Genomic DNA, 15,199 nt, shown 5'->3' on the forward strand with positions numbered 1-15,199 from the left:
TGCGGCACGCCGGCCAGGGACATCAATGAAATGGAGTGGTTTGTATGGGCCCATGGCTCGATAGCGTGACCGGATGGCTGGCCGCCAACCCACAATGGCTGGCGGCCGCGGTGCTCATTGTGGCGTTTGTGGAATGTCTGGCGATTGCCGGACTGATCGTGCCCGGCACAGTGCTGCTGTTCGCCGTGGCAGTGCTGGCCGGCAGCGGTGCACTGTCGTTGAGCGAGACCCTGTTGCTGGGCTTTCTCGGCGGGATTCTCGGCGACGTGATTTCGTATTTCCTCGGCCGTCACTTCCACCAGAACATCCGGCGTCTGCCGGGCCTGCGCCATCACCCGGAATGGATGGCCAGCGCGGAAACCTATTTCCAGCGCTACGGCATCGCCAGCCTGTTGGTCGGGCGCTTCATCGGCCCGTTACGCCCGATGTTGCCGATGGTCGCCGGCATGTGCGACATGCCCTTCCCACGCTTCGCCGCCGTCAGTCTGCTGGCAGCAGCAGGCTGGAGCCTCGCGTACCTGTTGCCGGGCTGGGCCACCGGGGCGGCGATTCGCCTGCCCTTGCCGGAAGGTTTCTGGCTACAGGCCGGGATCGTCGCCGGCAGCATCGCCGTCATGGTCGGCCTGAGCGCCAACAGCAGCCTGCGCCGTCATCGCCGGGCGACGATCTGGATCAGCAGCATGAGCCTGCTGATCCTGATCGGCCTGTTCATCGGCTACCCGTATCTGAGCGCCCTCGATCAGGGCGTCATGACCCTGGTGCAGGAACATCGCCGCCCGGCGCTGGATGAAGTGGCGGTGGTGTTCACCCTGATCGGTGAATTCCGCAACATGTTGCTGTTCAGCGCCCTGCTGACTGCGCTGCTGTTGCTGTGCCGTCAGTGGCGCCATGCCATTTTCGTGGGCGGCACCCTGCTCGTCACGGCCCTGGCCAACACCGGGACCAAACTGTTTTTCGCCCGGGTGCGCCCGGAAGTACTGACCGATCCGCTTACCAGCTACAGCATGCCCAGCGGCCATGCGTCCGGCTCGTTCGCGCTGTTCCTGGCCCTGGCCGTACTCGCCGGACGCGGGCAACCGCCAAGGCTGCGACTGACCTGGCTGCTGATCGGCTGCATTCCGGCACTGGCGATTGCCCTGTCGCGGGTATATCTGGGCGCCCACTGGCCGACGGATGTGCTGGCCGGCGCCATGCTCGCAGCCTGCGTATGCGCCGCCGGGCTCTGGCTCAGTCAACGGCAAACGCCGCTCGGCGCCATGCCGCAAAAAGTCTGGTGGCTGGTGCTGCCGGCGCTGGTCGCCCTGTTCGGTTTCTTCGTGCTGCGACACTTGCCGCATACATTGCTGCGCTATTCGTACTAGGCAGCAGAAGAAACCGGCGAAGGGTTGATCCTCAGGATGAACGACACGTTTTCGGCGTCATACGCATTGTGGCCGGTGTCGTTCGGATTCTGATCGAGGAAGTACCGCAGACCTTGCTTCGTTGCATGTTGAAAAAGTCTTTTCTGTTTCTCGACACTGAACAACGCCACGGAAACCGGATTGGAAGGAAAGTCACCAAAGTCTTTCAACTTTCCCGCATAGGTCTCCACTTCGAAGTAACTGCCGACATCCTTGTCCACCACAAGATGCCGGTTTTTCTGGTCCAGGCGTACCCGCCAATCGAAATAACGACCGGCCGTCTTGACGTTGAGGGAGTAGCGCCCCCGAGATTCCGGTACAAACTCGAACAATAGCGGTTCGACATCATCATGGTCCGCGAGCGTCACAATGCGTGATGCAACTTCATCACCCAGAGAAATTTCTGCTTCCAGTCGCTGCCCCGTGGTAATTCGCGAATACTTCAAACGACTTTCCATCACCTGATAATTAATAACCAGAGGAAGACCACCCGAAAAAAGATGCCCCGTAAACTTGATACTTTCCGAATCAGACATATAGCAACTCTCTCACCATAAAAAGTAAATCAAATAACGTCAGCAAGTCATTTGACTGCGGTAGACATAGTGGCACTCAACACACTCTTGACACGTTTGCGCTTGCGCCGCTCAAGGATCATCGAATCCGCGTAATAACCTGCATTCCTGATGATGGTATCGGTGTTCTGATCAACACCAGCGTGCTTGAAAATATACTTTCCGGCGATATCGTCCCAGAAGGCCCACTCATCTTCGTAAATTGTCATTTCGCTCTCCTTTGCGATCTACCCGCCCTGGCGGAAAAATTAAAAACTAGATGAATAGCGACTGACAAACAACCTGCAGCCACTTTCAACACAATACAAAAAACAACAACACAATCCGCAAAACATTAACAACTGAACAGCACTGCACTTCATGTCAGATTCTTTCTGACATTTCACTGAAGAGCATTGATCTTGGCCAAACCTTTCATATCCAGCACAGAAACTATTCTTACAGTCCAACTTACAATTTCCGACATTACTGACACTTCTCTTTCATCTCCCGAAGCGTCGCTCAATACATCGGGAAAATCCCCCACCCTGCGAGACGTGGACAAACTGTTCGGACCACTGCGTTTTGGTGAAATAACGGCCAGTCGCCAGACACTGGCGTCCTTGGGAGCGCAGATCAACGGCCACGCCATCAGCGCGGCCAATACCTACTTCCCCGCGCCTGACCAGTCCTTTACCGACGGACTGGCTTTTGACCCGTTACGGGTTGAGCAGCGAATCAGATCGGTCGACAGCCAGGAGCGCCAGCACGTACCGGAACTGCTCTATGAAATCGTCACGCAGCGCTCACCCGATGCCCCACCGCTGATGCGCGAAATGCCAGCGGGCGATGCAGCAGATCCGATGAACCGGATCAATCGATTGCTGACCGCCACCCAGCGCCTGGACATCCGCCGAAGCCCGTTGACGGAAAACCTGCCGACCTGGATCGACAAAGGCAAAAGTCGCGGAATGACCGGCATGGGCGTCGGAATGCAGGCTTACGGACTGTACAGCGCTTACATGGGTGCCCTTGAGGCAGTCAAAAAAGGAGAGATGGGTGAGTTTTGGCTCAATGTCGGCGGCGGCGTGTCAGAAATTCTCTCCCTTGGAGTCGAATACGCACTTGGCAAAAGCGGCGAAAAAATGATCCGCCTTGGCTATGAGACATTCGAGAAATTCGCCAAGACCTCCACAGGCAAGTGGCTCAGCCGCGGGGCGGGGCTGATCGCCAGCGCGATCACACTGCCCTTCGATATCTATACCGCCATCAAGTCGTTCAACGATGCCGCCAAGGCCAAAGGCAAGGAGGCACAGGATCTTTACGTCGCCGGCGGGTTGAGCGTGTTCAGTGGCGCGTTGTCGCTCGCTCTTGGCTGCGCAGCACTGATGGGCTTCCAGGCTGCCGGCCCGGTGGGAATCGCCGCAGCCGCATTGATGATTGTCGGCGCCAGAGTCTATGGCGCCGCCAGGATGGTCGACGACATCGACGACTACATCGAACTGACCGTGAACGAGCGCTGGCGCGCCGGCTGGTTCGCATTCACCGGCCAGCAGCAGGATCAGGCGATGATGGATCGCTACCTGATCGCCAAGACCACCAGCGACTACGCCAAAGCCCTGAAAACACGCAGTCTCAGCTGGCTCGACAATGAGTTGAAGGAGAGTGTCGATGCCATCGTCGATGGCCGCTACGAAGTCAAGCTGCAACCCACCCGCGTCTATCGCTACCAGTGGGACACCAGCAAGGGCGAAGCGCCCTACAAGATCGAGAACCTGCCGGTTACTCAGGAAATCGACGACACCTACGACGCAAGGAAAGGACTGCCGGTCGCTGACAATCTCATCACCAAGGGCGTCAGCCATCCTGACAAAGGTGTTTTCTGGAGTTTGGGCGGTGGTCACGACACGGTGCAGGGCGTGAAGGACAAGCCGAACTTTTTCAGTTACTCCACCGGCAGAAAAGCCCTGAGCGGCGGTGACAAGAATGACTCGTTTCTTTTTCAGTCGGCATCGGAAAATCTTTCAAGCGATCCGATCAGAGCCAGCGAATTGTCGGGTGGTGAGGGCATCGACCTGCTGTGGCTTCAAGGCAAGCACCGACACGAAGACCATGTAGCAGAGCCACCACGACACAAGGGCTATGACGTCGACCTGAAAAACGGCACGCTGTCCCTGCTGCCCATGAACCCGGCGCAAGAACCCGTACTGCACTCGACACTCAGCTCCATCGAAAAAGTCGAGACCCTTGCCGGCGCGATCAATCGCGTGACGGGCTCCGATCAGGCCGACACCATCGCTGCCAACGGCAATGATCACATCGAAGCCGGCGCCGGGGACGACCTTGTTTCCGTGCGCGGTCTGCGTGCGGTCGTCGATGGAGGCAGCGGCAACGACGTCTACTATCTGGACCCGAGCAGTCTCAAGGTATCCATACGCGAAGACGGCAAGGAACCGAGCAACGTTTATCTGGGCGTGACTCTTGAAGCCATCCAGCGCTGGTTCATCCGCGATGAAAGCATGGTCATCGAATCACTGCGCGCCGATGATTTCCGAACGCCCCTGCGTGAGCTGACATGCGAGGCGGTCTACCGGAACCTCGACGGCAAACGCGCGTTGCAAAATGACAAATGGGTGTTCATCACTCAGGACGGCTACCACCTGCAGCCGATCTGGCCAGAGATGATAGAGGAGTCGGGCGATCTGCCCCTGAGCGTCGTCATCCTCAGCGCCGGCACCGCCAAAGCCTCGCCGGTACAGGTCAACGATCGCCCTTATCGCCTTTCGGACAAACCGCTCTCGAACTACTTCGTCAGCCGCCAGAACCGACACACCATTCTGATGGCGCCACAGAATGACAAACCCGCTCACAGTACGTTGTATGTCGACTACGACAGCACTGAAATCAACGAAGTCCGCGCCATCTATACGGTTACAAAAACGACGCACGGAGCCTTCACGTTTCTTTCCTATACAAACATGCACTTCGACCTCACGTTCAAACAGGGCGGCGGCATGCTTTCACTGCACGGAGCCGTCAGAGAAAGTCCCGGCCGCAAAACCGACAGAGGCGCCGGGATCATGGCCTCCGGCTGGCAACTGAACCATTCTCTGACGCTGGTCATGCGTGACAGCACGTCCTATCGGCTCGACTACCCCTACAACTCATACTTCAATGACGCCCGCCATCCTGGCTATACCAGCGTGCAAAGCCCGACCTCCTTGCGTGAACGAGCGGGCCGCTACATTTTCGTCAGGCCCTCGGTCGAAAAGCGCCAGCTGAAGACAACCGCGCAACGGGTCGAATTCAGGAATGCCGAGCACAACACAACGTACTGGCTGGAGGGACGCTCCTCCACCTACGAGTTGTTGCCTGCCAGCCATACCTCCATTCGCCTGTCGACAGCGCAAGCGGATGCCCGTGTCACGGGGTCTTCCACCTGGCACATTCACACGCAACATCTTCAGGAACAGATCAACCGACGCGACCTTGTCATCAAGGACAATCTGCTGAAGATCGGCAGCATTCAGTTTCATCTGCCGGACAGCAACGATCCGACACTGCCAATTGAAACCATCGAGGTCATGATTTCTTCCGGCAACTGTTATCGCGTCAATGCCTTGTTCGAGCTGATTGGTCTGTATGCCGTCGACGCCCGGAGCTATCCGTCGATTGAAGCGATTGCCCGGGATATTCAGGATCATCACCAACGTGACGAACTTGAAACCATTCAGGTAAAGGTCCGCAACATTCGCCTGCTCGACATGTCTCCCGGCAAGATTATCTACAACCCCGAAACCCGCATCTGGAGTGCAGAAGACGCTCCCTCGCGCTCGATTCCGATCGGGCATCTGATTATTGTCAAGGAATGACACCATGCGACCAAAATCACCCTCCTCGTCCACTCCGCCACGCGTCAACACGTCCTCGGACCCGGACACTCAAGCGCCCCGATTGCGAACGCCGGCACCAGAATTGCACCCGCCACATTCATCGTCCAACCCGACCGTTTCACGAAACATCAACCCGGCAAACACGCCTTCAGGTCCGGCAATGCCCGAACCACCCCGGATCGACATCTCGGATTTATCGGACCTTTCGCGAGCAACGGCGAGCGGACTGAGCAGTTACCTGTTGAAACCGACAATGCTGCGTAACATGCAGCCTGCCAACGAAGAAGGCCTGCGCTACATCGTCGGCCGTAAATTCGTCGATGTGAAAGACAGCGGAACGGTGTATGTGGAGTTCGACACGGACCTGAACACTTACCGGGCCATGGATCTGTACAAAAAGCTTGCGCCCGGTCCGGCCCTCTACAGAAATGCCGGGGAATCGACCTGGAGCCCGTCCAGTCCGCTGGCGCGACCGCATGCGGCAGACACTGCCGGCGATCCGGGAGCAACGCGCAAACAATCTTCTCCCGAACCTCTGCCGGCACAGTGGAGGGCAGCCACCGCTGAATTGCTGAATGGACATTTCATGCGGCTGCATCCACAGATGACTCACGGAGAAAGAGTCATGCTGCTACGTACCTATAATCTTTCACCGCTGCAGCACGTAAGGTTGCGCGACGACCTGAATGCCAATCCGCTAAAGGTTCCCGCCTGGGCGGAAAGTCACAAGCTGCGATCTCTGGATAGCAATGACCCGACCCGCTTCGACGAACTCCATCGGGAAATCGAACCGCTGCTCCTGCCCTTGAGAAACGGCAAGCTCGCACTTTACGATCTGTACGATTTCGATGAAAGTGTCAGCCGCCAGTTTCTCGACGCATTCCTTGGCAAGCTGGGCTATTTACGCAACATCAATGACAGTCTGTATCGCACGGATATCCCTGCGCTGTTCCGGGCTGACGAGCGTACGCCCTTCGAGTTCTACAACGATGGCCGGATGCTGCCCCGTCTGAAGCACCCTCGTGGCGCAACGACGGAAAAACCGATCAGCGCCACGGTCAGCCTCAAGCTGGTCAAGGGATACGCCGGCCGGGGAACCGAATCTCCCGATCCGGAGTACCTGCGCTACAACAGTCAGAGAAACAAATACCCCGGCAAAAAACCTGGCGAGCCGGATGTGGAATCGGGTGAGTCGGACAACGAATGGTCCGACGTCTCGGATATGGATCTGGATGACGAGCGGAACTACGCAACAATCCGGCACAACCAGCAATTCGTCTTTGCCTATATCCTCGACACTCGGAGGATGGAAGTCGTACTGCGAGAAGAAAATCACTTCCTCAATGACGCAGCAACGAGGAAAGGCACCTGGTTTCCCGATGACGAACTTGAAGCACTGATATCGACTTCGAAGCGGGGTATCGATTCGCAGCGCCTGTGGCTGCTCGATTCAACGTTCACTCGGGCAGCGAAGGTCGATGACATTGGCGAGCAGGCAGAATTCGGCAACTCCATTGAAGAGCGCACCCACAGTGGGGCATTCAACCGGCATGAGTATGACGCCCTGATCGACAAGGTTGCCCGTGCAGGCAAACCGATATTGATACTGGATCAGGGCAAGGAGTGGTTCGCCAACGACATCGTCTGGCCCGAATAACCGGGCCGAGTCTCAAGCGAACAACTCGCCCTGCAACTCGTCGAGCAGCGCCTGGATCGCATCCAGTCGCTGCTGCGGGTTGTCGAGTTGCAGCAGGTCGATCTTGTCTTCCTCGGCGAAGGGCAGCAGATAGGCCAACTGATTGGCCAGCGACTGCTGCCCCGCCGCTTCGATGCCCATGTTCAGCGCCTCGACCATCGGGTGTTCGGCCAGGGCCTTGAGCAGCGCCACCAGATCGGCGTCTTCATCCTGCAACGGTTGCTCGGGCTCCTCGTCAAGCCACTCGACCTCGGCGACGATCAACTGATCGCGCTGGACTTCGGTGCGCTGCACGATGAAGCGCCGTCCGCCCTGCACCCGGATGCCCAGCAGTCCGTTGTCCTGCTGCTGGAAATCGGTAATTCGCGCTTCGCAGCCGACCATGGCGAAACCTTCCGGCGCGACGCCGACTTCGCTGCCTTCAAGGATGCACACCACACCGAACCCGCCGCCCTGTTTCATGCAGCGGCCGATCATGTCCAGATAGCGTGCCTCGAAGATCTGCAAATCCAGATTGCAGCCGGGAAACAGCACCGTGTTCAGCGGAAAAAGCGGCAGACTCATAGACATTTCCTTACACCACCATCGACACCGCCAACGGCAGAAACACCGCCGTGGCCACGCCCATCAGACTCATCGCCAGCGCCGCGAAGGCGCCGCACTCATCGCTTTCCTGCAACGCCACCGAGGTGCCGACCGCATGTGCCGTCATGCCCAGCGCCATGCCGCGTGCCTCGGGGCTGTGCACGCCCAGGCGAGTCAGCAGCGCCGGACCGAAGATCGCGCCGATGACCCCGGTGATCAACACAAATACCGCCGCCAGTGCCGCGACACCGCCGATCTGCTCAGCCACCAGCATGGCGATCGGCGAGGTCACCGATTTGGGCGCCATGGTCATCAGGATCATGTGATCGGCACCGAACCACCATCCCAGCGCCACGCCCATGCCCGTGGCGACCACGCCGCCTATCACCAGCGTAGTAAAAATCGGCCAGAACAATTGGCGGATGCGCCGCAGATTCAGATACAGCGGCACCGCCAGCGCGACGGTTGCCGGGCCCAGCAGAATACTGAGGATTTCCGTGCTCTTGCGGTACTCGGCGTAAGTCAGACCGCAACCAACCAGTACGCCAATCACCAACAGCATCGAGACCAGCACCGGTTGCAGAAAGATCCAGCGGGTTTTCTCGAACGCCGCCAGCACCAGTTGATAAGCGCCCAGGGTGATGCCGATGCCGAACAGCGGGTGGTGAATCACCGACGCCCAGGCACCTTGCCAGTCGAACAGCATCAGGATTCCTCCGAATGCGGCGCATGACGCTTGACCAGGCGCTGCATCAGCACGCCAGCAAAGGCCATCGACAGAATCAGCGAGACCACCAGCGCCCCGACGATGGCCCAGAAATCCGCGGCAATCGCCGTGGCATACACCATCACGCCCACCGCTGGCGGCACCAGCAGCAATGGCAGATAACGCAACAGACTGCCGGCGGCAAGATTCAGCGGTTCGCCGACCTCACCGCGCACGATCAGGAATACCAGCAACAGCAAAAGGCCGATGATCGGCCCCGGCAGCACCGGCAACAGCAAATGATTGAGAGCCGTGCCGAGCAATTGAAACAGCACCAGCCACGTCAGGCCGCGTAGCAACATCCGTCATCTCCGTCTTACTTTCCAACCTGCAAGTCGTCGGCATTATAAGCACGCCTGCGCTATGGATCGGCATTCGCCAAAAGCATGGTCGGTTGACCTGAGCAAATCGCCATGATGATCTACAGTGGTTCGCAGGGCGGTCAAATCCCCCACCTGAAAAACTATAAAACCGATGAACCCAAGGAGAGTCTCAATGCCCTATGTTCCAGTTGCAGAGCTCAAAGATTATGTCGGCAAGGAACTCGGACGTTCCGAATGGCTCACCATCGATCAGGAGCGCATCAACCTGTTCGCCGAAGCCACCGGGGATTACCAGTTCATCCATGTCGATCCGGTCAAAGCCGCGCAAACGCCATTTGGCAGCACCATTGCACACGGTTTTCTGTCGTTGTCGCTGATCCCCAAACTGATGGAAGACATCCTGGTCCTGCCGCAAGGCGTGAAGATGGTGGTCAACTACGGTCTGGACAGCGTACGTTTCATCCAGCCGGTCAAGGTCAACTCGAAGGTCCGGCTCAAGGTCGACCTCGGTGAAGTGACCGAGAAAAAACCTGGCCAGTGGCTGCTCAAGGCCACCGCCACCCTGGAGATCGAAGGCTCGGACAAACCGGCCTACATCGCCGAACCGCTGTCGCTCTGCTTCGTTTAAGCGCCTGGATGCGAAGCGGCTCACGCTGTTTCGCATCCGCTCCTCCCCGCCGGCTGTATAAGGTCACATAGCTGCGGCATACTCGGTCGCCTAATTGCCCGGATCCCGCCATGCGCTCATTCGCTCCTCTTGCTCCCCTTGCCTTGACCCTGTTGCTGGCCGCGTGTGGCGACGGCGAATCACTCTTGCCGCCGGATGCGCGTCTGCCCGACGGCGGCCGCTATCGCGGTGAACTGGTCGATGGCTTGCTGCAAGGTCAGGGCCGGGTCGACTACCCCAACGGCAGCTGGTACGCCGGGGCGTTCGACAAGGGGCAATGGCACGGCCAGGGCGAATGGCACGGCAGCAATGGCGAGGTCTATCGCGGCAACTTCCAGCAAGGGCTGTTCGACGGCCAGGGCACGCTGACCACCACGGCCGGCAGCTACACCGGTGGTTTCAAGCTGGGCCGGCGCGACGGCGAAGGCACCCTCAAAGAAAACGCGATGACCTATCGCGGCGAATTCAAGGCCGACCAGTATTCCGGGCTCGGCCGTCTCGAGCTGGATGACGGCAGCTCCTATCAGGGCCAGTTCGCCCACGGCAAACCCAATGGCGAAGGCCAGCGCGGCGATGCCAGCGGCAATCAGTTCACCGGCCACTTCGTCAACGGCCAGCTCGAAGGCAACGGTACATTCAACAGTGCCGACGGCGACATCTATGTCGGCGGCTTCAAAAACAATCAACTGCACGGCAAGGGCCGCTACGAAAACGCCGATGGCGATGTCTGGCTCGGGCAGTTCAAGGAAGGCGCGCTGACCGGAAAGGGCGAACTGATCGGCGCCGACGGCAGCCACTACATCGGCTATTTCAATGACTGGCGCTTCAGCGGTCAGGGCCGGCTGAACCTGGCCGATGGCAGTTTCTACGTCGGCGGGTTCGACAGCGACAGCTATTCGGGACGCGGCACCCTGGTGCTCACCGATGGCAGCGTGCTCAGCGGCACCTGGATCAACGGCCAGCGCGTGCGCGATGCCGACGGCAAGTTGCTGCCCGACACCCTCGAACTCGGCCTGCTGGCCCAGGGTCGCCTGCTCGACGAGGCGCTGGCCAATGTGCCGGCCTCGACCCCGGCAGTGGAGCTGTACACCCTGACCCTCGGCGGCGACGGCAAACAAAGCGTGTTCCTGCGCGAATCCGATTACGTGGCCAACATGCTCACCAGCCGTTTCGGCGCGTTTGGCCAGATTCGCCTGGTCAACCATCGCGACCACCTCGGCGACCGGCCCATGGCCACCCGCGAAAACCTGCGCCGCGCAGCCCAGACCCTGGCCGAACGCAGCGGCCCGGAAGATCTGGTTTTCATCTACCTGAGCAGCCACGGCACCGCCGAACACGAACTGGTGCTCGATCAGCCGCGTATGGAACTGGCCGACCTGCCCGCCGATGAACTTGCCGCCGTGCTGGCGCCGCTAAAGAACCGCGACAAGATCATCGTCATTTCCTCGTGCTATTCCGGGGGTTTCATTCCGGCGCTGAAGGATGAGCGCACGCTGATCATGACCGCCGCGCGCGCCGACCGCGTGTCGTTCGGTTGCTCCGAGGAGGCCAACTTCACCTACTTCGGCGACGCCCTGTTCGCCCAGGCCCTGAACCAGACCGACGACCTGGAGCAAGCCTTCAAACTGGCCAAGGCCACCGTCGCCGAGCGCGAACTGGCGGACAACTTCGAGGCCTCTGAACCGCAGATCTGGGCACCGAAAACCGTGCTGGCACACTGGCAACTGCTGCGCAAACAGCAAGCGAGAAAAGCCTTGCAAAGTTCTGCGTTGAACGACGGAGCAACAAAGAGCAACTAAGCTGAACAGTATCAAGGGAGAGACACTATGTACTTGACGCCTCAGCATGTCCTGCTTGCCGGAGCCACCGGACTGACCGGTGAACATCTGCTCGACCGTCTGCTCAACGAACCGACGATCAGCCGCGTCCTTGCCCCCTCACGCCGGCCGCTGGCTGAACATCCGCATCTGGAAAATCCGGTCGGCGATCCACAGACCTTCCTGCCGCAACTGTCCGGTCGGGTCGATATCGCCTATTGCTGCCTCGGCACCACCATCAAACAGGCCGGCTCCGAAGAGGCGTTCCGCGCCGTGGATCTGGACATGGTGGTGGCATTCGCCAAGCGCGCCCGGGAAATGGGTGCACGCCACCTGATCGTGATCAGTGCCCTGGGGGCCGATCGCCGGTCCTCGGTGTTCTACAACCGGGTCAAAGGCGAGATGGAATACGCATTGCGCGCGCAGGACTGGCCGCAACTGACCATTTGCCGACCTTCCCTGCTGCTCGGCGAACGCAGCGAGCCGCGCCTGGGCGAGCAGCTTGCCGCGCCGTTCTCCAAATTGATTCCCGGCAAATACCGCGGCATCGAAGCCTGCCAACTGGCCCGTGCCATGTGGCGCCTGGCACTGGAAGAGCAGGACGGAGTACGTATCGTCGAATCGGATGAGCTGCGCAAACTCGGCAAGTGAGTTCGCGCATGAAGCAGTTCAACGCAGATCCAGACCATCATCTTTCAATGAAGTCAGAGGATCCGGTGTTGAACTGCTCTCTGAAATGAGCCGAATCGATTCGACAACCGCGCCCTATCTATCTACCACACGCCCTCCCCCTTCATGGATAACGTGCCCTCTGGCACACCTGCATCCGTCATGTCGTCATCGGACGGCCCCCGACAGCAGGTAATCAATGAAAGGACGCCTGATGGCACCCAAAAAGACCACACCGAAAGGCACCCGCGCCCCCGGCACTCCAGCCGATACATCGATCCCCCTGTCGACTCCGCGACTTGAGCGTCCAGGCCAGATCCGGCCTGCGGGGCCGGACGCCAATCCCTCCGGGCAACAGCATTCGACACAGCTGACCTCAAGCGAATCATTGCCCGGGTTACTGATCCAGGACCTGGCTCCCGCAGTCCGGGAGAGTACGTCCTCCGATAGCCTTCGCCCGGCCGAAAACATTCTTGAGTACGCGCTGCCACCACAGGAGCGAACGCTTTTGCCTGCCGTCATGACACAAGGATTGCGTATCTACCGGGGGCGTATTTACGCCGAGGTTCAATACACCTCGACCGGTACCGTGATGGTGGGCTGGGACGACGGCGCCGGAACCTATCGAGCCATGCGACCAAAGGAAGCACACCCCTCCGGCCCGGCGCTGCATTTCGACTCACAAAGCAATACCTGGCGAGTTGGTGAGCCACCCGAAACCGGCGTTCTGATCGAATCTGCGGCCCATCGACCGGCAGTCAGCTCGCAGGACACGTCACAACAGACTCTTGCGCCCCTCACACAATCAAACACGCCACCGGTTTACATCGACACCCGGCATTACGTGTGGGACAGCGCCACGACTCACCACCACGGCTACGTGGTCATGCACCGGAAAATGCGGCTGGACGATTCCGTCGGACCTCGGTCGCACCACGCCTTCCGGGACGATAACGGATCGTTTGTCAGTGTTGAGCGGCCTGCTTATCCCATCGATCAGCCAGCCCGATTGCTGTCCGCCTGGACGGACCGCGACATCTGGAATCTCTACGGACTGCAAGGCACCGATATCACCCGCTTTCGCACCGAAGCCCACAGCACCGGCAAGAAGCCTCAGTGGGCCAGAGTCCGGCCAGACCGGATGGAAAACGTTTATCTGTTTGACGAGCTTCGTCGCTGGCTGGGCCCGGACATGGATCGCGATATGTTCAACCGGCTTCTGGAGCATCAGAAACGCACACCCGCCGAGTGGGTGAAACACCTTGAATCGGTCTCCCTGCACCGCGCTCCAGCTGACCAGCAATCCCCGTTGCCGCAACGGTCGACAACCCAAACACACGTCCAGGAATCGCCGTTGCCACGCCAGCCAGACCCTGACATTTCCGAGACGAGGGACACCCCTGCGACGACGTACGGTGACCAGCGCCACTACACCTGGGATCTCGACAAGTCGAACTTTCACGGTTATGTCGAGATGCAGCGCAAACCTGGCCTGGATGACAGTCACGGACCGCTCACTCAACTGGCGTTTCGTGAAGGTGCCGGACTGATCGTCGTCAAAGCCACCGATTATTCGATCCATCAAGAGACCGTCCTGCGCCCCTTCTGGCGGGACGTCGACATCTGGAATCCTTACAGGATCGAAGGGCCCGACATCGTGCGCTTTCGTCGGGACGTTGCGCTTCATCAGAAACCGCCTGACTGGGTCAAACAACGCAAATACCCTTCCCGGCGCGAGAAACTGATCGACTACCTGAGGCTGTGGACCAATCCTGACTCACCGCTCAAATCACGAGAGCAGGTTCTCGCCCGGTTCCAGCCCTACAACCTCTCCGTCCAGCAACTGGCGAAATTGTGCAAGGAGTTGTCGCCAACCGGGCAGTTCAAGAATCTGATCAATGATGAGCTGCCCGGGTGGGTCAGGACTCATCAAGAACGCACCCGCCGGGTAACCAACGAAAAACTCTTCGATCCGTTTCTGCCGGAAATCCATGCAGAAATCATCCGACTGAGAAATCAGGGAGAAGGCACCAGCCTCTTGAAGGCCAGCCTGACCGATCCCTTCTTTCAAGGGCTGTTGCGCATCAGCGGCTTTAAACGCAACAAGCACAACTACCTGTACAGGACCGATACGCCCGCCATGTTCAAAGTGGATAACCGGACACCTTTCGAAATAGCCCGGCCCGCGGCCATGGTCCCACAGGCAATATCGGCAAGGGGTGCCACAAGCGAGATACCTGTCAGTGCAATGTTCAGCCTGAAGACCGCCATGGGCTTTGCGAATGAAACCATGGGAATAGCAGGCAAGGGAGCGCACCAGCCAGTCAGCGGTACCTCGACGCCCCCTGCTCAGCGCATCCAGTTTTGCTACCTGCTCGATACCCGCAATGTCGAGGTCGTAGCGGGGCAAGACAATCGCGTCTACAACCCGACGCGACTCGAACGAAGCCCTGCGGACGGCACAACGTGGTTCCCGAGCATGAAGATGGAGGGTCATGTTTCGATGTCGTCGATCGGCTTCACGTCGAGGCGCGTCTGGCTGGTCAACTCAAGCATGACTCGCGCGGCGACAGTGGAAGACATCCATCTGCAGGCGCTGACACGCGCCACTGGATCGGATCAGAACGCCGTTGACGCCATCGAGGCACGCACACGGGCAGGGGAATTGAACCGGAATGAATATGACGAGTTGATCGATGACGTGGCGACAGCCGGAAAACGCATTATCGAGTTGCCGGCAGGACAGGACGTTTTCTCCAACCACATCGTCTTTCCGCCCGAAACGATCACGCTGTAGGGCGTTTCAAAGGCTCGACCCTGCGGGGTCGA

12 protein-coding genes are annotated in these 15,199 nt (G+C 59.1%); 7 read left to right on the forward strand and 5 right to left on the reverse strand.

Features of this window, described 5'->3' with window-relative positions; genetic code table 11:
• Nucleotides 1-44 precede the first annotated feature (44 nt).
• Complete coding sequence (locus CAF79_RS09675) at nucleotides 45-1,361, forward strand: bifunctional DedA family/phosphatase PAP2 family protein (protein WP_085697615.1); 1,317 nt, start codon at nucleotides 45-47, stop codon at nucleotides 1,359-1,361.
• On the opposite strand, the gene CAF79_RS09680 is transcribed toward CAF79_RS09675, so the two are convergent.
• The gene (locus tag CAF79_RS09680; RefSeq protein ID WP_139832577.1) at nucleotides 1,358-1,936 is read right to left on the reverse strand and encodes a hypothetical protein; all 579 of its coding nucleotides are present in this window, start codon (nucleotides 1,934-1,936) and stop codon (nucleotides 1,358-1,360) included. The genes CAF79_RS09675 and CAF79_RS09680 overlap by 4 nt on opposite strands.
• A gap of 47 nt (nucleotides 1,937-1,983) precedes the next feature.
• Nucleotides 1,984-2,184, reverse strand: coding sequence for a hypothetical protein (locus CAF79_RS09685; protein ID WP_085697617.1), 201 nt, complete (start codon nucleotides 2,182-2,184; stop codon nucleotides 1,984-1,986).
• A gap of 192 nt (nucleotides 2,185-2,376) precedes the next feature.
• On the opposite strand from CAF79_RS09685, the gene CAF79_RS09690 reads away from it, so the two are divergent.
• Together CAF79_RS09690 and CAF79_RS09695 are read left to right on the forward strand one after the other, a co-directional pair.
• Nucleotides 2,377-5,826 carry a calcium-binding protein gene (locus CAF79_RS09690; protein WP_256579249.1) on the forward strand — a complete coding sequence of 1,150 codons (3,450 nt, stop codon included), beginning with the start codon at nucleotides 2,377-2,379 and terminating at the stop codon, nucleotides 5,824-5,826.
• Between the two features lie 181 nt (nucleotides 5,827-6,007).
• A complete protein-coding gene (locus tag CAF79_RS09695) occupies nucleotides 6,008-7,504 on the forward strand; it encodes a hypothetical protein (protein ID WP_256579250.1) in 1,497 nt (498 codons plus the stop codon).
• Nucleotides 7,505-7,516: 12 nt separating this feature from the next.
• On the opposite strand, the gene CAF79_RS09700 is transcribed toward CAF79_RS09695, so the two are convergent.
• The 3 genes from CAF79_RS09700 to CAF79_RS09710 are packed head-to-tail and all read right to left on the reverse strand — an operon-like array spanning nucleotide 7,517 to nucleotide 9,196.
• The gene (locus CAF79_RS09700; RefSeq protein WP_085697619.1) at nucleotides 7,517-8,107 is read right to left on the reverse strand and encodes an LON peptidase substrate-binding domain-containing protein; all 591 of its coding nucleotides are present in this window, start codon (nucleotides 8,105-8,107) and stop codon (nucleotides 7,517-7,519) included.
• Nucleotides 8,108-8,117: 10 nt separating this feature from the next.
• Nucleotides 8,118-8,834 carry an LrgB family protein gene (locus tag CAF79_RS09705; RefSeq protein WP_007958637.1) on the reverse strand — a complete coding sequence of 239 codons (717 nt, stop codon included), beginning with the start codon at nucleotides 8,832-8,834 and terminating at the stop codon, nucleotides 8,118-8,120.
• Nucleotides 8,834-9,196: a CidA/LrgA family protein gene (locus CAF79_RS09710; protein WP_085697620.1), complete on the reverse strand. Its 363-nt coding sequence runs from the start codon at nucleotides 9,194-9,196 to the stop codon at nucleotides 8,834-8,836. Before CAF79_RS09710 ends, CAF79_RS09705 begins: the two co-directional genes overlap by 1 nt.
• 193 nt (nucleotides 9,197-9,389) lie before the next feature.
• Here CAF79_RS09710 and CAF79_RS09715 point away from each other — a divergent pair, with 193 nt between their 5' ends.
• From CAF79_RS09715 to CAF79_RS09730, 4 genes are all read left to right on the forward strand, one after another.
• On the forward strand, nucleotides 9,390-9,845 hold the full coding sequence (locus CAF79_RS09715; protein ID WP_034153755.1) for a MaoC family dehydratase: 456 nt from the start codon (nucleotides 9,390-9,392) through the stop codon (nucleotides 9,843-9,845).
• Nucleotides 9,846-9,955: 110 nt separating this feature from the next.
• Nucleotides 9,956-11,683: a C13 family peptidase gene (locus CAF79_RS09720; protein ID WP_085697621.1), complete on the forward strand. Its 1,728-nt coding sequence runs from the start codon at nucleotides 9,956-9,958 to the stop codon at nucleotides 11,681-11,683.
• Nucleotides 11,684-11,710: 27 nt separating this feature from the next.
• The gene (locus CAF79_RS09725; RefSeq protein WP_085697622.1) at nucleotides 11,711-12,352 is read left to right on the forward strand and encodes an oxidoreductase; all 642 of its coding nucleotides are present in this window, start codon (nucleotides 11,711-11,713) and stop codon (nucleotides 12,350-12,352) included.
• 217 nt (nucleotides 12,353-12,569) lie between these two features.
• Nucleotides 12,570-15,167 carry a hypothetical protein gene (locus CAF79_RS09730; protein ID WP_139832578.1) on the forward strand — a complete coding sequence of 866 codons (2,598 nt, stop codon included), beginning with the start codon at nucleotides 12,570-12,572 and terminating at the stop codon, nucleotides 15,165-15,167.
• The last annotated feature ends 32 nt before the right edge of the window (nucleotides 15,168-15,199 follow it).

Source organism: Pseudomonas sp. B26(2017), from assembly GCF_002113045.1.
Classification (GTDB): Bacteria; Pseudomonadota; Gammaproteobacteria; order Pseudomonadales; family Pseudomonadaceae; genus Aquipseudomonas.